Source organism: Arenibacter catalasegens (genome assembly GCF_002909235.1).
Taxonomy (GTDB): domain Bacteria; phylum Bacteroidota; class Bacteroidia; order Flavobacteriales; family Flavobacteriaceae; genus Arenibacter; species Arenibacter catalasegens.
Genome location: NZ_PHQQ01000012.1, coordinates 1 through 21553, shown reverse-complemented (window position 1 = coordinate 21553; position 21553 = coordinate 1). Strand labels below are relative to the sequence as shown.

18 protein-coding genes are annotated in these 21553 nt (G+C 40.5%); all 18 read left to right on the top strand.

Annotated features, from left to right (window positions below; genetic code table 11):
* Positions 1-51 precede the first annotated feature (51 nt).
* The 18 genes from CWD90_RS11020 (at position 52) to argH (ending at position 20991) form a co-directional block, all read left to right on the top strand.
* Positions 52-738 carry a response regulator transcription factor gene (locus CWD90_RS11020; protein WP_103476121.1) on the top strand — a complete coding sequence of 229 codons (687 nt, stop codon included), beginning with the start codon at positions 52-54 and terminating at the stop codon, positions 736-738.
* Positions 738-1784, top strand: a complete 1047-nt coding sequence (locus CWD90_RS11015) for a sensor histidine kinase (protein WP_103476120.1) — start codon at positions 738-740, stop codon at positions 1782-1784. Before CWD90_RS11020 ends, CWD90_RS11015 begins: the two co-directional genes overlap by 1 nt.
* A 320-nt stretch (positions 1785-2104) precedes the next feature.
* Positions 2105-3451 (top strand): NAD(P)/FAD-dependent oxidoreductase, encoded by a 1347-nt coding sequence (locus CWD90_RS11010; RefSeq protein WP_103476119.1) that lies wholly within the window; start codon positions 2105-2107, stop codon positions 3449-3451.
* A gap of 9 nt (positions 3452-3460) precedes the next feature.
* A complete protein-coding gene (locus CWD90_RS11005) occupies positions 3461-5041 on the top strand; it encodes a 4Fe-4S binding protein (RefSeq protein ID WP_103476118.1) in 1581 nt (526 codons plus the stop codon).
* Positions 5042-5200: 159 nt separating this feature from the next.
* A complete protein-coding gene (locus CWD90_RS11000; protein WP_103476117.1) occupies positions 5201-5890 on the top strand; it encodes a glycosyltransferase family 2 protein in 690 nt (229 codons plus the stop codon).
* Between the two features lies 1 nt (position 5891).
* Positions 5892-7376: a cellulose synthase family protein gene (locus CWD90_RS10995; protein WP_103476116.1), complete on the top strand. Its 1485-nt coding sequence runs from the start codon at positions 5892-5894 to the stop codon at positions 7374-7376.
* 337 nt (positions 7377-7713) lie between these two features.
* Entirely contained in the window at positions 7714-9024 is a 1311-nt protein-coding gene (gene mptB / locus CWD90_RS10990; RefSeq protein ID WP_103476226.1) for a polyprenol phosphomannose-dependent alpha 1,6 mannosyltransferase MptB, read from the top strand.
* A gap of 217 nt (positions 9025-9241) precedes the next feature.
* Positions 9242-9871, top strand: a complete 630-nt coding sequence (locus tag CWD90_RS10985; protein ID WP_103476115.1) for a GNAT family N-acetyltransferase — start codon at positions 9242-9244, stop codon at positions 9869-9871.
* Positions 9872-9914: 43 nt separating this feature from the next.
* Entirely contained in the window at positions 9915-11105 is a 1191-nt protein-coding gene (locus tag CWD90_RS10980) for an argininosuccinate synthase (protein WP_103476114.1), read from the top strand.
* The gene (gene argC / locus CWD90_RS10975) at positions 11098-12072 is read left to right on the top strand and encodes an N-acetyl-gamma-glutamyl-phosphate reductase (protein WP_103476113.1); all 975 of its coding nucleotides are present in this window, start codon (positions 11098-11100) and stop codon (positions 12070-12072) included. Before CWD90_RS10980 ends, argC begins: the two co-directional genes overlap by 8 nt.
* Before the next feature lie 109 nt (positions 12073-12181).
* Positions 12182-12976 (top strand): pyrroline-5-carboxylate reductase, encoded by a 795-nt coding sequence (gene proC / locus CWD90_RS10970; RefSeq protein WP_103476112.1) that lies wholly within the window; start codon positions 12182-12184, stop codon positions 12974-12976.
* Between the two features lie 59 nt (positions 12977-13035).
* Positions 13036-14163 carry an aspartate aminotransferase family protein gene (locus CWD90_RS10965; protein WP_103476111.1) on the top strand — a complete coding sequence of 376 codons (1128 nt, stop codon included), beginning with the start codon at positions 13036-13038 and terminating at the stop codon, positions 14161-14163.
* Positions 14160-15356 carry a glutamate-5-semialdehyde dehydrogenase gene (locus tag CWD90_RS10960; RefSeq protein WP_103476110.1) on the top strand — a complete coding sequence of 399 codons (1197 nt, stop codon included), beginning with the start codon at positions 14160-14162 and terminating at the stop codon, positions 15354-15356. Before CWD90_RS10965 ends, CWD90_RS10960 begins: the two co-directional genes overlap by 4 nt.
* 35 nt (positions 15357-15391) lie before the next feature.
* Positions 15392-16153: a glutamate 5-kinase gene (gene proB / locus CWD90_RS10955; protein WP_103476109.1), complete on the top strand. Its 762-nt coding sequence runs from the start codon at positions 15392-15394 to the stop codon at positions 16151-16153.
* A 4-nt stretch (positions 16154-16157) separates the two neighbouring features.
* On the top strand, positions 16158-17096 hold the full coding sequence (locus CWD90_RS10950) for a Rossmann-fold NAD(P)-binding domain-containing protein (RefSeq protein WP_103476108.1): 939 nt from the start codon (positions 16158-16160) through the stop codon (positions 17094-17096).
* Positions 17097-17692: 596 nt separating this feature from the next.
* Entirely contained in the window at positions 17693-18472 is a 780-nt protein-coding gene (argB, locus tag CWD90_RS10945; protein WP_103476225.1) for an acetylglutamate kinase, read from the top strand.
* A gap of 2 nt (positions 18473-18474) precedes the next feature.
* Positions 18475-19542, top strand: a complete 1068-nt coding sequence (locus CWD90_RS10940) for a M20 family metallo-hydrolase (protein ID WP_103476107.1) — start codon at positions 18475-18477, stop codon at positions 19540-19542.
* Between the two features lie 168 nt (positions 19543-19710).
* Positions 19711-20991: an argininosuccinate lyase gene (argH, locus tag CWD90_RS10935; protein ID WP_103476106.1), complete on the top strand. Its 1281-nt coding sequence runs from the start codon at positions 19711-19713 to the stop codon at positions 20989-20991.
* Positions 20992-21553: the final 562 nt, after the last annotated feature.

Below are 21553 nucleotides of genomic sequence, written 5' to 3'. Positions count from 1 at the left end.
AAATAAGACACTGTTTAAAGATGACCGCTTAAGGACCATAAAAATTAAGGCATGAAAAAAAAGGATATAAAGATACTTTTGGTTGATGATGAACCGGATATTCTAGAAATTGTAGCTTACAATTTATCCGCTGAGGGATATGAGGTTTTTACTGCGAAGAATGGTGCGGATGGAGTTGCCAAGGCAAAAAAGAAAAAGCCACACTTGATTATTCTGGATGTGATGATGCCCGAAATGGATGGTATTGAAGCCTGTGGGATTATCCGTAGAACAGAAGGTCTGGAAGACACTTTAATTACTTTCCTTACTGCAAGGGGAGAGGACTATTCGCAAATGGCAGGATTTGATGCAGGAGCGGATGATTATATAACAAAGCCTATTAAGCCAAAAGTATTGGTTAGCAAAGTAAAAGCCTTGCTTAGAAGGCTCAAGAAAGAGGAGCAGGATGTTGAGGATATCGTTCAGGTTGGTGAAATTGTAATAAATAGGGAGGAGTACAAAATTATTAATCGGGGAGAGGAAATTATTCTTCCTAGAAAAGAGTTTGAATTATTGGCGCTATTGACTTCCAAACCAAATAAAGTTTTTAAAAGAGAAGTAATCTTGGATAAGGTTTGGGGCAACGAGGTCGTTGTAGGAGGCAGAACCATAGATGTCCATATTAGGAAACTTCGTGAAAAAATTGGGGACGATAACTTTAAAACCGTGAAAGGGGTCGGGTATAAGTTTGTGTTATAATGACCACGAGGATAAAAAAGTCGTATCGGTTCGCCCTTCGTTCCGCAATTCTAATTTCATTTCTATTAACTACGGTTTTGGGCATATTTTTGTGGTACTGTGGTACCATGGATTGGCTGCTCTTGGTTGTCATTGCAATAACTTCCGCCATTATATCCTTCCTCGTGGTCCAATTGAGGGTAGAAAAGTTTATCTATCGTAAAATTGAGCGCATTTACAATGATGTGGCCCTTCTGGAATCTACCTCATTAGCTTCCAAGACCATTACTACGGATATGCGGACCTTGACGGATGAAATAGAAAAGTTTGCCAAGGATAAAAAGATCGAAATAGACACCTTAAAAATCCGTGAAGAATATAGAAAAGATTTTTTGGGTAACGTTTCCCATGAATTAAAAACACCACTGTTTACGGTCCAAGGCTATGTTTTAACATTGTTGGATGGTGCCATGGAGGATAAAAGTCTAAGAAAAAAGTATCTTCAACGGGCCAGTAAGGGTGTGGAGCGACTTATTTATATTGTTAAGGACTTAGATCTAATTACCAAATTGGAGGTGGGAGACCTGAATTTGGAGATAGAAGATTTTGATATTTTGGAACTTTTCCAAAATGTTTTTGAGCTTTTGGAAATGAAGGCGGCTAAAAAGAATATCACCTTGTCTTTTGATATGGATTACAAAACCCCAATCTATGTAAAGGCGGATAAAGAAAAAATACAACAAGTAATCACCAATTTACTGGTTAATTCCATTAAATACGGGCAGCAGAACGGTACAACCGAAGTAAGTGTAGAGAATTTAATAAAAAATAAGGCCATTGTCCGGGTGACCGACAATGGTGAGGGAATTTCCAAACAAAACCTTGCCCGAATTTTTGAACGATTTTACAGGGTCGATAAAAGTGGGAGTAGGGCCGAAGGTGGTTCTGGCTTGGGATTGGCAATTGTAAAACATATTATAGAGGCCCATAATGAGAAAATTTATGTGGAGAGCGTTCTAGATATTGGTTCGGAATTTTCCTTTACACTGGAAAAAGCAAACAAGTAATATTTTTTATAGATAGTTGCTTTAGGCTTACATTAAATAGTTCTCTTTGCCCCTTGTAACTCACATGCCTAATAGGGTCCATTTGACATTATTGGAATAAAAATATTGGATCAAACGGCCGGAAATATGCCAATGTTCGGTTACGGCTAACGCTTCTCCTTGCCCATTACTTCTGGAATTAATTTCAATTATACCATTTTCGGATTGCATTTCCCAAACCTTTAAAGGACTTATCCTTTGTGTTTAATAAATCTAAATTAGATGTGTACCATTAAGTTATTATCTTTAGGTACGACATAGTACGTAACAACCAAAGATCTATGGAACACATCGTTATTATTGGTAATGGAATTTCTGGTATTACGGCAGCCCGCCATATTAGAAAACTATCCGACAAAAAAATCACCATTATTTCCGCAGAGAGTAATTATTTTTTCTCCAGAACAGCCCTAATGTATGTCTATATGGGGCATATGAAGTTTGAGCATACCCAGCCGTACGAGAATTGGTTCTGGAAAAAAAATAGATTGGATTTGGTCCACGGTTATGTTACAAAGGTGGATACGGCCAATAAAAAGTTGCTGCTAAAAAGTTCCGAGGAAATTGGATACGATAAACTGATCATTGCCACTGGTTCCAAATCAAATAAATTTGGGTGGCCCGGGCAGGATTTAAAAGGGGTACAGGGGTTGTATTCCAAACAGGATTTGGAATTGTTGGAAGCAAATGCACCCAACAAGGAAGCTTGTGAAAGAGCGGTAATAGTTGGCGGTGGGCTAATTGGTATCGAATTGGCGGAAATGCTGAGAAGTCGGGATATCCCAGTGACTTTTTTAGTGCGTGAAAAGAGTTTTTGGGATGGAGTCTTGCCTGATGGCGAATCGCAAATGATCAATGAACACATTTTAGAACATCATATCGACCTAAAACTGGAGACCAATCTCAAGGAAATTGTATCGGATGACAAGGGTTGGGCAAAGGCCGTGATTACGGACAAGGGCGAAACAATTCCATGTACTGTGGTAGGGCTAACAGCTGGCGTTACCCCAAACATCGATTTTCTTGAAGGCTCCGGGATCGAGTTGGGCAAAGGGGTGAAAGTCAATAATTTTCTGGAAACCAACATAACCGATGTATATGCCATTGGGGATTGCGCGGAACAACATGAGGCCATTGGCAGCCGTAGGCCGATAGAGGCTGTTTGGTATACGGGTAGAATGATGGGCGAAGCATTGGCACAGACCATATGTGGAAATAAAAGGGCCTATAGCCCGGGACACTGGTTTAATTCTGCTAAATTTTTAGATATAGAATACCAAACCTATGGTTGGGTATTCAGCGATAAATCCAAAAAGGAACATGAACAGCATTTTCATTGGCGGCATTCCAAGGAAAAAACATGTGTAACCATAGCCTTTCATAGGGATACCAATCAGTTCTTGGGTCTAAATACCTTTGGCATTCGGGTGCGCCATGAAATTTTGGACCGATGGTTAACAGAGGAAAGAACGATGGACTACGTTATGGAACACTTGAAGGATGCCAATTTTGATCCAGAATTTTATGCCCAATATGAGAAAGCCATTGTGGCCCATTATAATTCTCAATTTGGCACGAATATTACTCCCAAAAAGAAAAGTTGGAAACGAATTTTTAGCAACGTATAAAGTTTTAAGATGCAAATAATAAAAAAAATTGGACTTTTCATTTTTCTAATCGGTCTAGCCGTATTTACAGTTCTTCCATTAGTTGGGGAGTTTAAGGTAAGCACCGCTAGCTTAGATAAGGTACTACAGGAAAAAGGTATTTCGAGCGAAATATTCATTCAAGAGATGGAGAAAAATGTGGTGGGCAAGCAATTTAACGGCATGCTTTCCTTATATCCAGTAATTGCCAATGCTCTTGAAACGGCCAATACCCAACATAGAAAGGATAAGGAGTATAAAAAGGTCATCTATACAGGTCCGCACGATATGGCCGGGGCATTTGGCAAGGTCTCTGGAAATGGTTTTATAGTGGATAATAAAGGGCTAATGTGGTTTTTGACCTTTGGTCTTGGAATATTGGGAGCCTTACTTTTTATTATTCCTAACGTAGTGTTATTAGGCCAAAAGGGAATTAAAAATGATGGAATTTACCATGAAAATGCCACCAATAAAGGATGGATTGCTTGGATGGTCTTTGTTTTTCTGGTTTCCTTCTACCTAGTGATGTACTTCCGCTCCGAATATGCCGTAAATTGGACGTATCTAGTAGACCCGATCAGCGAATTTTTAAGCGGAAATCCAGCCGGACATTGGTTTGTATATGGGTTTATGTACTGTACAGTAATGACGGTTATGGCTGTACGTATGTATATTAAATACAGGCATAATATGTACCAAACGGTTCGCACAACTTCGGTTTTGTTTTTTCAAATTGTCTTTGCCTTTCTTATTCCGGAAATAATGGTGCGTCTCCAGATGCCCTATTACGATTTCAAGAATGCCTTTCCGTTGGATTACGATTTCTTTTTCCAATGGAATCTAAAAACCTTGTTGAATAGTGGCGGGATAGGACTCTTTATTCTGGTTTGGGGTATTGTACTTACTTTGGTGGTCGTACCCGTAATGGTTTATTTTTTTGGGAAACGATGGTATTGTTCCTGGGTTTGTGGATGCGGTGGATTGGCGGAAACCTTGGGTGACCCCTATAGACAACATTCCAGTAAATCATTATTTTCTTGGAAAGTAGAAAGATGGTTGGTACACGGTGTATTAGTCTTTGCTGTGGGAATGACCTTAATGACGCTCTACAGTTTTTTCTCGGAATCCAGTACCGTATTGGGTCTAAAAACCCAGAGTGTACAAAGTACCTATGGTCTTTTGATTGGAGCTTTTTTTGCGGGAGTAATCGGTACCGGGTTTTATCCAATTTTCGGAAATAGGGTATGGTGTAGATTTGGCTGTCCCTTAGCCGCCTATTTGGGCTTTGTTCAACGGTTTAAGTCGCGCTTTAGGATTACCACTAATGGAGGTCAGTGCATTTCCTGTGGTAATTGTTCTACCTATTGTGAACAGGGGATAGACGTTAGGGCTTACGCCCAAAAAGGAGAGAATATAATTAGATCTAGTTGTGTAGGTTGCGGTGTTTGTTCCGCAGTTTGCCCAAGAGGGGTCCTGAAATTGGAAAATGGGCCACTTAAAGGAAGAATAAACCCTACAGAAATCCTTTTGGGGAATGATGTAGATTTAATGGACTTGGTTAATAAAAAGTAAGATTGTATTAGGGGTAAAGTTATTGCCCCTGTCAATAAGTCGAGGCTTATAAATTGAAAAAAGTATTGATATCTTTGTCCTTTCAATTGGGTTAATCCTATTTGTGATAGCCCAAATAAATATCAATGGACAAATAAGAATTATTCTTCACAAACTATAATGACCGATATAAAAGTAATAATCCCTGCCTATAATGAAGCTGATTCCATTGCAAGTGTAATAAAAGAAATCCCTAAAATAGTTTCGGAAATTATTGTTGTAAATAACAATTCTACAGACGATACCGCCCTCAATGCCAGGGGTGCAGGAGCAACGGTTCTCACCGAAAATAGAATGGGTTATGGTTATGCCTGTCTATTAGGAATTAATTATATCTCCAAACAATCCAAAACACCCGATATCATCGTATTTATGGACGGAGACTATTCGGATTATCCCGAAGAACTTTCCAAAGTGGTGAAACCTATAGTGGAAAGCAATATAGATTTCGTTATTGGAGCCAGAACAAAGGCGTTGAGGGAAGAAGGGTCTATGACACCACAACAGGTTTTTGGAAATGCACTGGCCACCACTTTAATGAAATGGTTTTTTGGCGCTTCCTTTACTGATTTGGGTCCGTTTAGAGCCATAAAGTACGACAGGCTTTTGGCTTTGGAAATGGAAGATAAGACCTACGGTTGGACAGTAGAGATGCAGTTGAAGGTTCTTAAAAAAGGATTTACATATACCGAAGTACCAGTACGTTATAAAAAAAGAATTGGCATATCAAAAGTATCAGGTACTGTAAAAGGTACTATATTTGCAGGCGTAAAAATCCTAGGTTGGATTTTCAAATACAGTTTAAAATAAAATGGGACTAACAATTACTTACTTTATCATTGCTATTTACAGTATTTCATTATTATTGATATTCTTTTATAGCCTGGCCCAGCTTAATCTACTGGTCAACTATTTGGGGTATAAAAGAAGGATTCAGGTGGCCCCAAAATTCAATTTGTTAGATCCAAAGGAAATACCAATTGTTACCATACAACTTCCCATTTATAATGAGGAATATGTTATGGAACGTTTGTTGGAAAATATTTCGAAAATAGAATATCCAAAAAGTAAGTTGGAAATTCAGGTTTTGGATGATTCTACCGATGATTCGGTGTTGGATACTGCTAAGCGTATTCAGGCGCTTCAAGAGACCGGTCTTGATATTAAACATATAAGAAGAACCAATAGACAGGGGTATAAGGCCGGAGCTTTAAAGGAAGGTTTGGTTTTGGCCAAGGGAGAATTTATTGCCATTTTTGATGCAGATTTCTTGCCTGCTGCCGATTGGTTAAAGAAAACCGTCATCTACTTTAAGGATGAGGAAATTGGTGTGGTTCAAACTCGTTGGGGACATATCAATAGAGAATATTCTACCTTAACACGTATACAGGCCTTTGCTTTGGACGCTCACTTTACATTAGAACAAGTAGGACGTAATGCCAAGGGACATTTTATAAACTTCAATGGTACCGCTGGTATTTGGAGAAAGGAATGTATCCTAGATGCAGGAAACTGGGAAGGCGATACCTTGACCGAGGACTTGGATCTTAGTTACCGTGCGCAATTAAAAAACTGGAAATTTAAGTATTTGGAGGATGTGGAAACTCCTGCAGAACTTCCCGTAGTAATTAGTGCTGCGCGTTCACAACAGTTTCGTTGGAACAAAGGTGGGGCCGAAAACTTTAGAAAAACAGTTTGGAGCGTTGTTACCGCCAAGAACATTTCGTTCAAGACCAAGTTTCACGGCGTTATGCACTTGTTAAATAGCTCCATGTTCCTATGTGTGTTTTTGGTAGCCCTGTTGAGTATACCAATGATGTACATAAAAAACACCTTTGACCATTTAGGTTGGATTTTTGAAGCTACTAAATTCTTTATTCTAAGTACCATTATTCTTTTCGTTTGCTATTGGTTTACGTACAAGAGTATACAGGGAAGTAGCTTTGATAATTTTGTGGACTATATACAAATATTCTTTACTTTTTTCTCGGTTGCACTTGGATTTTCTTTGCATAATTCCATTGCTGTATTAGAGGGCCATATGGGTAAAAGAAGTGAGTTCGTTAGGACCCCAAAATTTAATTTGAACAGTATAAAGGACAGCTGGAAAGGAAATAAATACTTGGCTACCAAATTATCTCCTAACATGATCTTGGAAGCGGCCTTAATGCTATACTTCCTATTTGGAATGTACAGTGCGATTCCTTTAAACGATTTTGGACTTTTCCCATTTCACTTTATGTTGTTTTTGGGATTTGGTTACGTCTTCTTTAAATCCCTTATGGCAAGAGCCTAAATATAATTAAAGCACAGTTTTCAAAAGCCCTGTTCCAATATTGGAATAGGGCTTTTTGCTTTTAAAGGAATTAAACAATTTTATTGCCTTAAACCAGGGGTTTAATAGAAGTGGAACGCGCCCCGCTTACGGTTTTGGGGGTTGTTAGGTGCTGCTTACTTGGTAAACATTAAAAAGACTAGTATAATTGCCAAAATGAAAAATTAGAGGTGTTGTTATTTGATTATTTCATTTAAATTTGGGGGATTGATCAATTCATAAAGTGACCAAAAACCATCAGCGCAATATAATCCAAAGGACCATTTCTTATTGGAAACTTCACAAAATTCCAATGTTGATGGTGCTTTTAAGTATCCTATTCTATTTCACCTTTGGGTACAATTTGGATCGTACGGATTTTATAAAACTGTTAAGCCTTTATACGGCTTTGTTTTTTTTATGCTATAAGCTAATTCAATTTGAAAAATGGAATTTAAAGTTCCTAGCCATTTCCGGAACACTTTTCCGATTGATGTTACTTTTTGCAGAACCCAACCTCTCCCAAGATTTTTATAGATTTATATGGGATGGTCAATTGATTAACAATGGCATAAGTCCCTACCTGCACCTTCCTAAAGATTTAATTATTGAGAGCGGCCAGCTAATGTACAACGCTGGGGAATTGGTGAGCGGAATGGGGAACCTAAGTGCTTCAAATTATAGCAATTACCCTCCGTTGAACCAGTTTATTTTTGCCATTTCCACGTGGTTGGCCGGAAAAAGTCTTGTAGGGAGCGTATTGGTGATGCGGACCATTATTATTCTATCCGATCTGGGGATTCTGTATTTCGGTCGTAAGCTGTTGCAAAAACTCAATAAATCTACCCATCTAATCTTTTGGTATTTCCTAAATCCATTGGTGATTTTGGAATTAACAGGGAACCTGCATTTTGAGGGGGTGATGTTGTTCTTTTTTATATGGTCTATTTATTTGTTGTTCCATAAAAAATGGGTGTTGGCAGCTGTTGTATATGCGTTTTCGATTTCCATAAAATTGGTGCCAATATTATTCCTCCCTTTATTCCTAAAGTATTTTGGAATAAAGAAAAGTCTTCTCTTTTATGGGGTTGTTGGTATTACATCGGTACTATTGGTAATTCCATTTTATTCCCCGGAATTTACAGATAACTATATACAGACGGTGGGGCTCTGGTTCTCTAATTTTGAATTCAATGCCAGTTTGTATAATGTAATAAAGAAAGTGGCCGTTAATTTTAATGCCAAGCCTTGGGAGTTGATTAAGGATTATGGAAAAATTACGCCCATCATCGTCATTGCTTTGGTTGGCCTGTTCACCTTTTTACGTGACAATAAAAAAATAACAACCCTCTTGACCTCCATGCTATGGGTATTAACGCTGTATTATTTTTTGTCCGCCACTGTACACCCCTGGTATATTATTTTTCTATTGGTGTTAAGCCTTTTTACCGAGTTTAGATTTCCCATTGTTTGGTCCTTTAGTATCATTTTGAGTTACTGGGCTTATTCCATTCCAGGGTTTAAAGAGAATTATTGGTTGTTGTCCATTGAATATATTGCAGTGTATGGTTTTATGATCTATGAAATATTGAGATTATATAACAAAAAACTACTATTTCATAAAAATTAATGTATTAATTACGCCAATTCATTTTTATTTGTACTTTTGATAGTATAATGAGTAACACAGCGTACATATTTGATTTTAACAAGGCATCTAGCCTTGCTTATTCATTTACGCCTACACGTCGTCGCCCGTAAGGGTGCACTTCTTTTATGGAAATAGGTGAGTCCATTTCCCTCTCAAAAAAAACAAATCATAATTTTAATTCTAAAAGCAACATTCAATGAAGATTGTAATTGCTAATGATTCCCATTTTAAATATGCCGAGATCATCTGTGACACTATTGCGGAGTCGGCCAAAGTACGCGGCACTGGGATTGCCAAGCGTACCCCTGAATACATTCAGAAGAGACTGCATAATGGCAATGCCATTATCGCCTTGGATGGAGATAAATTTGCAGGTTTCTGTTATATTGAGGTGTGGGGGCATGAAAAATTTGTAGCCAACTCAGGCCTTATCGTACATCCTGATTACAGAAATCAGGGCTTGGCCAAGCAAATAAAAAAGGAAATTTTTGATCTTTCCAGAAGTAAGTTTCCCAATGCCAAAATATTTGGGATTACCACAGGATTGGCAGTAATGAAAATGAACTATGAACTGGGCTATAAACCGGTTACATTTTCGGAGCTGACTACAGACCCGGAATTTTGGAAAGGCTGTCAGACGTGTAAAAATTTCGATATCCTTACCAGGACAGAACAAAAAATGTGTCTTTGTACCGGGATGTTGTACGACGCGGAAACCAAAACAAAGGAAATTAAAATAGAGCCAAAGGAAAAATTGAATTCCAAGGCGTTTCAGAGATTAAAAAGTATAAAGGAAAGTTTATTCCTAAACAAGAAAACGAAGTAGTGGTTCAATACTACTGTGAAAATAATAATAAGATAAGTTTAGCATGAAGAAATTAGTTTTAGCATATAGTGGTGGATTGGACACGTCCTATTGTGCCAAGTATTTATCAAAAGACCAAGGTTTTGAAGTACATGCCGTAAGTGTAAACACCGGTGGGTTTTCAAAGGAAGAAATAGATAGCATTCATAAAAAGGCCTTAGAGCTTGGGGCTACCTCCTACACTTCCTTAGATGCCGTACAAACATTTTATGAAAAGGTAGTAAAGTATTTAATTTTCGGGAATGTTTTAAAGAACAATACCTATCCTTTATCGGTAAGTGCAGAACGAATTGTTCAGGCTATTGAAATTGTAAACTACGCTAAAAGGGTAGGCGCAAAATATATTGCCCATGGCAGTACCGGAGCAGGGAACGATCAGGTTAGGTTTGATATGATCTTTCAGATCATCGCTCCAGAGATTGAAATCATTACGCCAATACGGGATAACAAATTGGCCAGGGAAGCAGAAATTGAATATTTAAAGCAGAATGGGGTAGATTATCCTTGGGAGAAGGCAAAATATTCCATTAACAGAGGGCTATGGGGTACCTCGGTTGGAGGAGAGGAAACACTTACTTCGCACAAATCTTTGCCAGATTCTGCTTATCCAAGCCAACTTCAAGAAACAGAACCTACACAGTTGAAACTTACTTTTCACAAGGGTGAATTAATTGGATTGGACGGTGACAATGATACACCAGTGAACAATATCGTAAAGTTGGAGGCCATTGCTTCCAAATACGCCATTGGTAGGGATATCCACGTTGGAGATACCATTATTGGGATAAAAGGGAGGGTAGGATTTGAAGCTCCTGCTTCCTTGATCATTATCAAGGCCCATCATTTATTAGAAAAACACACCCTTACCAAATGGCAACAGTACCAGAAGGAGCAACAAGGTAATTTCTATGGCATGTTGTTGCACGAAGGAAATTATTTGGATGAGGTAATGCGTAACATCGAGGCCTTTTTAACAGATACCCAAAAGAATGTAAGTGGCGATGTCTTTGTAAGCCTTCACCCTTATCGTTTTGAATTGGACGGGATATCCTCTTCTCACGATTTAATGAACGCCTCTTTTGGCAGCTATGGCGAGATGAACAAAGGATGGACTGCAGATGACGCCAAAGGATTTATTAAGATACTTTCCAATTCAGGAAAAATATATAACCACGTAAATCAGAAGAATGATTAAGGTAGGAATCGTGGGTGGTTCGGGGTACACTGGTGGGGAACTCATCAGAATTCTCCTAAACCACCCCCATGCAACTATAGATTTTGTTTTTAGTACCACTAGGGCGGGTAAAAAGATTACCACAGCCCATCCGGATCTATTGGGTGTTACCGATCTAGCTTTTACAGGCGAAGTAAATAAGGATGTGGATGTAGTATTTCTTTGTCTTGGACACGGAAACTCTACCAGTTTTTTGAAGGAAAATGAGTTCGCCAAAAACACTAAGATCATAGATTTAAGTAATGATTTTAGGTTAGAGGCCGATGCAGTTCTGGACGGAAAAGCTTTTGTCTATGGCTTGCCCGAACTGAAAAAGGAAGAAATAAAAAAGGCGAAATATATTGCCAATCCTGGTTGTTTTGCCACCGCTATTCAGTTGGGATTATTGCCATTGGCAAAGGCCCATAAATTGGATAAACCGGTACATATCAATGCAGTCACAGGTAGTACCGGAGCTGGAGTAAGCCTTTCGTCGACCTCGCATTTTAGTTGGAGGAACAATAACGTATCCTGGTATAAGCCTTTTACGCACCAGCACCTTGGGGAGATAAATGAAAGTTTGCACAGTCTTCAAGAAAATACAGGAGATCTTTTTTTCCTTCCCAATAGGGGGAATTTCACCCGAGGGATATTGGCCACGGCCTATACCGATTTTGATGGGAGTTTGGAAGAGGCCTATGAACTGTACAACGATTTTTACAAGGATGCGGCCTTTACCCAAGTGACGGAAGAGGACATTAACCTAAAGCAGGTAGTGAATACCAACCAATGTCATATTCATTTGCACAAGCACAATAACACCTTACTGATTACCACGGCCATAGATAATTTGTTGAAAGGGGCTTCAGGGCAGGCAGTACAAAATATGAACTTGGCATTCGGTTTTAAGGAAACGGAAGCGCTGCAACTAAAGGCGGGGGTATTTTAGCATTGTTGGGCCTTGAGGGTCAATAATACTAGGAAATACGACCAGAAAATAAATGAACCAATCAACCTATTCCCATGGTTTTGGGATGGAAACTAATAATAATTAAGGAATGAAAATAGCCATTATTGGAACAGGTAATTTAGGGTTGTCCATAGCAAAAGGCATTTTGAGCACCAACGGGGCCACCTCCATGGTCCTTACCAAGAGAAATCTTAGTGGGCTTAAGGAAATTGAAAAATATGGAATTGTGACCACTACTACTGATAATAGGGAAGCGGTGGCCAAATCGGACATTCTAATATTTGCCGTTCAGCCCGGCCAATTTGTAAAAATATTGGGGGAGGTGAAAGACATACTTACAGATAAGCACGTTATTATTTCTACCATTACTGGGTTTAGTATTGCTAAAATGGAAGAGGTTATAGGTCCTGATCACTTTATTATTCGTGCCATGCCCAATACCGCTATTTCTGTCGGGAAATCCATGACTTGTATCTGTAGCAATGAGAAGGGAGCCAAAAGGGTAGACTTGGCCAAGGCCATTTTTAACCGTATGGGGCATTCCATGCAAATTCCGGAAGACCAGATGCAGGCCGCTACCGTTATTTGTGCCAGTGGAATTGCGTTTTGGATGCGATTGATACGTGCCACCACACAAGGCGCCATTCAATTGGGGTTCGATGCCAAGGATGCACAGGAATTGGCCATGTATACCTGCCATGGGGCTGCCAGTCTACTAATAGATTCTGACAGTCACCCAGAAAATGAAATAGATAAGGTAACTACCCCTAGGGGATGTACCATTTCAGGATTGAACGAAATGGAACATCAAGGGCTAAGTTCCTCCTTGATCAGAGGTATAGTGGCCTCATTCGATAAAATAAACGAGATTAAAAAAGGATAACCTCGCCAATAAACCTACATGGTTTTAGTGCAAAAGAGGTACAAAATATAAGATAGAAGATGGAATTATTTGATGTATACCCATTATACGACGTGACTCCCGTTTTGGCAAAAGGAATTGTGGTCACCGATGAAAAAGGCCAGGATTATATGGATTTCTATGGCGGACATGCCGTAATTTCAATAGGGCATTCCCATCCACATTATGTGCAAAGATTAAAAGACCAGTTGGACAAGATCGGTTTTTATAGCAATGCCGTACAGAACCCAATTCAAGAAGCCTTGGCGCATAAATTGGGAGCACTTTCGGGATGTGAAGATTACAATCTGTTCCTATGCAATTCAGGGGCAGAGGCCAATGAAAATGCTTTGAAATTGGCATCGTTCCAAACAGGAAAATCACGTGTAATTGCTTTTAAACACGGCTTCCATGGGAGGACTTCTGCCGCTGTGGCCGCAACCGACAATGAAAAGATTAATGCGCCTATAAACAAGCAACAAAAGGTAACCATACTTCCTTTCGAGGATTTGGCAGCTTTTAAAAGCGAAATCTCCAAAGGAGATGTTTGTAGTGTAATCATAGAAACCATTCAAGGGGTTGGCGGTCTAGATCAGCCTTCGCAAGAATTTTATCAAAGTATAGCTGCCCTTTGTAAGGAAAATGGTGCTTTGCTTATTGCAGATGAGGTGCAATGTGGTTACGGTAGAAGTGGTAAGTTCTTTGCCTTTCAACATTACGGCATCAAACCGGACATTATTACCGTAGCCAAGGGGATGGGCAACGGATTTCCTATTGGGGGGGTGCTGATCCACGAGAGCATTAAAGCTTCTTACGGAATGCTGGGAACCACTTTTGGAGGAAATCATTTGGCCTGTGCCGCAGGATTGGCGGTATTGGAAGTGATCGAAAAGGAAAATTTAATTGAAAATGCCGCCGAGCTTTTTGAATATTTCAAGGAAAAAGCAGCTGCCGTCCCACAGGTAAAGAGAGTAAAGGGAATGGGGCTTATGCTAGGATTGGAATTTGATTTTGAAGTGGCGGAGCTTAGAAAAAAGCTCATCCACAACCAATATATGTTCACCGGTGGCGCCAGCGACAAACACGTTTTGAGGGTATTACCGGCATTGAATATTACCAAAGAAAATTTGGATCAATTTTTTGATGCCCTAATAAAGGAATTGGCATGAGTTTATATTTAGACATATCCCAAAGAAATGCGGTGCTCAATACCATGGCACAGCTGATCGATGGGGAACGAAATACCATCCTTAAGGTCAATAAAAAAGACTTGGAGGCTTATAATGGCGATGATTTGGCCATGTACGACCGACTCAAGGTAGACGATGCCAAGATTGAAGGCATGATCTTATCCTTACAACAATTGGCAGGGCAGGAAGACCCATTGGGCTTGGAGCGCTTTAATTTTACCCATGAAAATGGGATGCACGTCAGTAATAAAACGGCTCCTTTTGGCACGGTCCTGATCATTTATGAATCCAGACCCGATGTTACCATAGAAGCCGCAGCCATAGCCTTTAAGTCCGGTAATAAAATTTTGTTGAAGGGCGGAAAGGAATCACTCCAAAGCAATTTGGTCCTGGTGAATTTTTGGCATAAATCCCTAGAGCAACACGGTATTTCCAAAGAGTGGGTCACTTATTTGGAATTCAATAGGGAGCAGACCCAGGCCTTTTTGGAAAAGCCTACCCAAAAACTAGATCTTATTGTACCTAGGGGAGGGGAAAAGTTGATCGCTTTTACCAAAAAGCACGCCACCTGTCCGGTGATTGTCAGTGGAAGGGGAAATAACTTCCTATATGTACACCCTAAGGCCGACCTTAAAAAGGCAATGTCTATTATTCTGAATGGTAAGACCACAAAGATTTCGGCCTGTAATGCCTTAGATAAGGTGTTGATAGATAGGGAATTGCCTAACAAAGAAGCTTTTATAAAAGACTTGATTTTCGAATTAAAAGCGAAAAAAGTCGAGATTTTGGTAGATAATAGTCTCTTGGGCACAGCAGATACCTCAGTGATTACGGAGGATAGCACCTGGTATGAAGAATTCTTGGATTATAAGATTCTTATTGGGGAAGTGGGAAGCACCGAGGAAGCGGTTGAAAAGATCAACACCTATGGTGGTGGTCATTCCGCGGTAATTGTAACCGAAGAAGAACTAGGAGCCGACCTTTTTATGAATTCCGTTGATTCAGCGGCAGTGTACCATAACGTATCCACCCGTTTTACGGATGGGGGACAATTTGGCCTGGGCGGGGAATTGGCGATTAGTACTGATAAATTACACCAAAGGGGCCCTATAGGGCTACAACATTTGGTGACCAACAAATGGTATGTAAAGGGTGATGGTCAAATAAGGTAGTAGCCGGACCTAACAATAGGTCTAAAAAAAAGCACATGCAGAAGAAAAGAATATTATTAAAAATAGGATCCAACACCCTCACCAAGGAAACAGACCATATTTCTAGGGGGAAAATTGAGGATATTGGTAGGCAAATAGCTAAACTCAAGGGTGAATACGAATTTATAATCGTAAGTTCCGGAGCCATTGCCGCCGCCAAACAGTTCGTAAAATTAGAACACAACGGACAGGAGATTACCGTTAAGCAGGCCTTGGCCTCTATAGGTCAACCTCATTTAATGCGTATTTTCCAAGAGAATTTTAGGGAATTGGGATTGTTTACCTCCCAATGTCTGCTATCCTATTCCGATTTTGAAAGGGAAGTTTCCAAGGAAAATATCTGCAATACCATCAATGTCCTGGTGGCCAATAACTTTATCCCGATCATCAACGAGAACGATACCGTAGCCACCGATGAGATCCAGTTTGGGGACAACGATAAATTAGCGGCATTAACGGCCGCCTTAATGAAGGTTGATCTGTTGATCATAGCGACAAATACCGATGGCATTTACACCAAAGAATCATTTGCCAACAAGGATCCAAAAACCATTCGTTTGGCCAGCGATCTGGCCGATTTGCAAAATGAGGTAAGTAGCTCAAAATCTTCCCATGGCACAGGTGGAATGGAATCCAAAATCGAGGCCGCCAACATCGCCAGAAAAGCAAATATAGAAACCTGGATCGTAAATGGCCTAAAGGACAATTTTATCATTGATGCCCTAGAAAACAAAACCGCTTTTACAACTATAAAATAAAGAAATGCAACATTACTTATCCTTAAAAGATATCGATTCCCTACCGCAATGGGTAGAAGAAGCTAGATCATTAAAGGCGAATCCGCTTCAATTCAAAGCCTTGGGACAGACCAAGACCATATGTTTATTATTCTTCAACAACAGCCTTAGAACCCGTTTAAGTACACAAAAAGCGGCCATTAACTTAGGAATGGAAGTTATTGTGATGAACTTTGGAAGCGAAGGATGGGCGCTGGAATATGGCGACGGTACCATCATGGACCAAGGTACTTCCGAACACATCAAGGAAGCCGCGCAGGTAGTAGCCCAGTATTGTGATATAGTAGCCATTAGGGCCTTTGCCTCTTTGACCGATAAGGAACAGGACGAGGCTGAGGTGGTCATGAACGGTTTTAAAAAATACGCCGGTATTCCGGTGGTGAATATGGAAAGCTCTGTGGGCCATCCTTTACAGGCTTTGGCAGATGCCATTACGCTGGCGGAAAACAACACCAAGAAAAGACCCAAAGTGGTCTTGTCCTGGGCACCACATCCAAAGGCATTGCCGCATGCAGTGGCCAATTCCTTTGTGGAAATGATGCATTTGCAGGAGGCCGATTTTGTAATTACCCACCCTAAAGGATACGATTTAAATCCGGAGGTAACCAAGGGCGCCAAAATAGAATACGATCAGGACAAGGCTTTGGAAGAGGCCGATTTTGTATATGTAAAAAACTGGAGCAGCTACCAGGATTATGGTAAGGTGGTGAGTCAGGACAAGAATTGGACCATGACCAATAAAAAATTGGGCAATGCCAAATTTATGCACTGTTTGCCCGTAAGACGAAATGTGGTGGTAGCCGATGAGGTTTTGGATGGCAATAATTCCTTGACCATACAACAGGCCAATAACAGGACTTATTCTGCACAGATCGTCTTGAAGAAGTTGTTGGAGAGCTTGTAGGGGTAGGCTTTTGTAAGTTTGCAATTGGCAGTGATCAGTGAACAGTTGGCAGTGGGCAGTTGGAAGTGAACAGTAATCAGTGAACAGTGAATTCCAAATGTCCGTCATTGCGAGGAACGATAGAGACGAAGCAATCTCTTAAGCGAGTAAGCAGATTGCCACGCTACGCTCGCAATGACGAAAATAAGGGGCTCCTTCACTTGGTTAAGCCTGTCCCGCGTTTTCCGCGGGAGGACAAGGTGGATTCTCCGACCATAGGAGGAAAAGACGGAAGGGATAGAAACCAAAGGTTAGTTTTTTTGCTTGAATGGTTTTATGGAGCGTAAAGTCAGTAGATTTTGCACGGCAAGGTTAAAAGTCATTAGCCTAAATAAAGGCGTCATTGCGAGGAACGATAGAGACGAAGCAATCTCTTAAGCGAGTAAACAGATTGCCACGCTACGCTCGCAATGACGAAAATAGGTGGCTCCTTCCCTTGGTTAAGGGAAGGTGGATTCTCCGACCATAGGAGGAGAAGACGGAAGGGATTGAATTCGTAGGCTGGTTAATTTGAGCAAAAGGATCAAATACACCCCATGCGTGAAGTAAAAAAAAACATGAAACAAAAACTATCTATAATAAAAATTGGTGGAAACGTAATTGAGAATGAAGGGGAGCTCAACAAATTCCTGGATTCCTTTTCCGCCATGGAAGGCCCTAAAATTTTGGTGCATGGCGGTGGCAAACTGGCGACCCAAATTGCTGAAAAATTAGGAATCGAATCCAAATTGGTAGGAGGAAGACGTATTACCGATGAAGAGGGACTAAAAGTGATCACCATGGTCTACGGTGGCTTGGCCAATAAAAATATAGTAGCCCAATTACAGGCCAGGGGCACTAATGCCATTGGCCTTAGTGGTGCCGATGGCAATACCATTCGTGCAGTGAAAAGACCGGTCCGGGAAATAGACTACGGATTTGCGGGAGATGTGGAGGAAGTAAATGCAGCGGCCATAGACAAATTGTTGCAGGCCGAATTTGTTCCGGTGTTTTGTGCCATCACCCATAACAAAGAAGGGCAATTGTTGAATACCAATGCAGATACCATAGCCTCGGAAGTGGCCATTGGGATGAGCGGAAACTATGACACCACCCTCTACTACTGCTTTGAAAAGAAAGGGGTGTTGTTGGATATTTCTGACGAGACCTCGGTTGTAAAAAACCTTGAGCCTAAGAACTACCAGGAATTATTGGAAAAGAAAATTATAGCGGATGGCATGCTTCCAAAATTGGAGAATTGCTTTCATGCGCTTCATAAAAATGTGGGCAAGGTCTGTATTGGGGATTTGGATATGTTAAACCCTAATGCTACCTTATTTACCACGATTACCTTATAAACATGGATCAACAAAAACTTACGGAAAAGGCAATTGAACTGTTACAGGAATTGATTTCAATTCAGTCGTTTTCCTCCGAAGAAGATAAGACGGCAGATGCAATTGAAGCATGGTTTAAACACTTCGATATCCCTTTTAAACGGGAGAAGAACAACGTATATGCTTTTAACAAATACTATGATCAGAGCAAGCCGTTATTGCTGCTCAATTCGCACCACGATACGGTAAAACCTAATTCGGCCTATACCAAAGATCCTTTTCATCCGCATATTGAGGATGGGAAATTATTTGGTTTGGGGAGTAACGATGCCGGCGGATGCCTAGTATCTTTGATAGCTACCTTTACCCATTTTTACGCCCAGGAAAACCTGAGCCATAATATGGTGATCGTGGCCTCTGCAGAAGAGGAAAGTTCAGGCCCCAATGGATTGAACAGTATGTTGCTGATCCTTCCAAAAATAGATGTGGCTATAGTAGGGGAACCCACCTTGATGAATTTGGCCATTGCCGAAAAAGGCTTGGTGGTTTTTGAAGGTAAGGTTAGCGGGACACCTTCGCATGCCGCCCACCCGAACGATAATAATGCCATTTACAATACCATAGAGGTACTGCAGTGGTTTAAGGATTATAAGTTTCCCAAGGTATCGGAAGTGCTGGGGGAAGTAAAACTTACGGTAACCCAAATAAGTGGCGGAAGTCAACACAATGTAGTACCCGCCCATGTGGATCTGGTGATAGACGTGCGTGTAAACGACAGCTACTCCAACAAGGAAATTGCGGACATGCTCATTGCTGAAGCGCCTTGCGAGGTAAAGCCCCGTTCGTTACGCTTAAATTCCTCATCGATCAATAAAGATCACGCCTTGGTGCAATCCGGCTTGGCATTGGGCAGAAGTAGCTACGGCTCGCCCACCTTATCAGATCAGGCGGCCTTGAGCTGTCAGTCCCTCAAATTAGGACCCGGCGATAGCACTCGTAGTCACTCTGCGGACGAATTTATTTATGTAGCAGAAATTGAAGAGGGAATAGATTTGTATATTCAAATTTTACAAGGATTCCTGAAACAATAAACAATAATCAATAAGTAATTAACAATGTACGTTTGTTCATTGTAATTGACCATTAAAAAACAATAAAAAATAACAAATGAACCGAGCCAAAACGGACTTACTAATTTACTAGAGAGTTTTAATGGCGAATTACATTTGACCTATAAAAAAAACAATAAAAAATATCAAATGAAACTTTGGGACAAAGGATTTAGCACCGACAAAAAAATAGACCATTTCACGGTGGGCAATGATAGGGAACTGGATTTGCTTTTGGCAAAATACGACGTAATTGCCTCCAAGGCACATGCCAAAATGTTGGGCAAAATTGGTTTATTGACCTCTAAGGAAACCGAATCCCTAGTAAATGAGCTGGACAATATTGCCAAGACCATAGAAAATGGCACGTTTACCATAGAGGACAGTTTTGAGGACATGCATTCTAAAATTGAATTCTTGCTCACCCTAAGGTTGGGTGATGCCGGTAAAAAGATTCACACTGCACGCTCTAGGAACGATCAAGTTTTGGTGGCCATGCATTTGTACCTAAAGAACGAATTAACAGAGATCAAGGATCAGACCAAGGATTTGTTCCACCTCTTATTAAATTTGGCCGATAAGCATAAAAAAGTGATGTTGCCGGGCTATACCCACTTGCAGATAGCCATGCCTTCCTCCTTTGGACTGTGGTTTTCCGCCTATGCCGAAAGTTTGGTAGACGATCTTTATTTTGTGGATGCCGCCTATAAGGTAGCCGATCAAAATCCCTTGGGAAGTGCTGCGGGTTATGGCAGTTCTTTTCCTATAGACCGTAGTTTTACTACCGAAGAAATGGGATTTGAAACTATGAAATACAATGTGGTAGCCGCACAAATGGGGCGTGGCAAGGTAGAAAAGGCAGCAGCCTTTGGTATGAGCAGCATTGCCGCCACCCTGTCTAAAATGGCGATGGACATCTGTCTGTATATGAGCCAGAATTTTAATTTTATCTCCTTTCCGGATGAGCTTACCACAGGGTCCAGCATTATGCCCCATAAGAAAAATCCGGATGTTTTTGAGTTGGTACGCGGTAAGTGTAACCGACTTCAAACCGTACCCAACCAATTGATCTTGATTACCAACAACCTGCCCAGTGGCTACCACAGAGACCTGCAATTGGTGAAAGAGGTGATCGTACCTGCCATACAGGACCTAAAGGCTTGTTTGGAAATCTTGACATTTAGTTTAAAAGAGATACGGGTAAATGAAAATATTTTGGACGACCCCAAATACGACTATCTGTTTAGTGTGGACACCCTGAACGAATTGGTATTGACCGGCACGCCTTTCCGTGATGCCTATAAAAAAATGGGCAAGGAAATCAACGAAGGCACCTTTACGCCCAAAAGAGATATTAAACACACTCACGAAGGTAGTTTTGGCAATCTTTGCCTGGCAGAAATCAGAAAGAAAATGGATAAGATCTCGTAAACAGTTTGCAGTGGTCAGTAAAAAGTGAACAGTGGGTTGATGTCGAAGGTCTAAAGTCAAAAGTCCGTCACTTCGAGTGATTTTATGAAGTGAAACGAAATAAAATTGTATCGAGAAGTAGACGATGAACGGTAAAAAGTGAACAGTAGGCGAAGAGTTTAAAGTTCAATGTTTAAGGTTCAAAAAACGGATTGTCAAGCTTCATTCACAATGACGATCAGTTTATTTATTATAACTTAAGTAAAAGCTCCTTCCCTTGGCTAAGGGAAGGTGGATTCTCCGACGATAGTGGGAGAAGACGGAAGGGATTGAAAGCCCAAGCCTAGGTGCTTTCTGCACCAAGTTAATTGGGCAAGAACGTGACGCTCGCGCCAGAGGGGGAAGATTTCTTGATTAGTAAACAGTGGGTTAAGGTTCAAAGTTCAAGGTTAAAAAAGTGTCCATGCCTATATAGCATTGACCGCTTTTAGTTGAATGTTAATATACATTTATTGATTCTTTTTTCCTTAAACATCTCTTTTTATTTTCAAATTCTACCGGGTTCATTTTTCCTATTGAACTG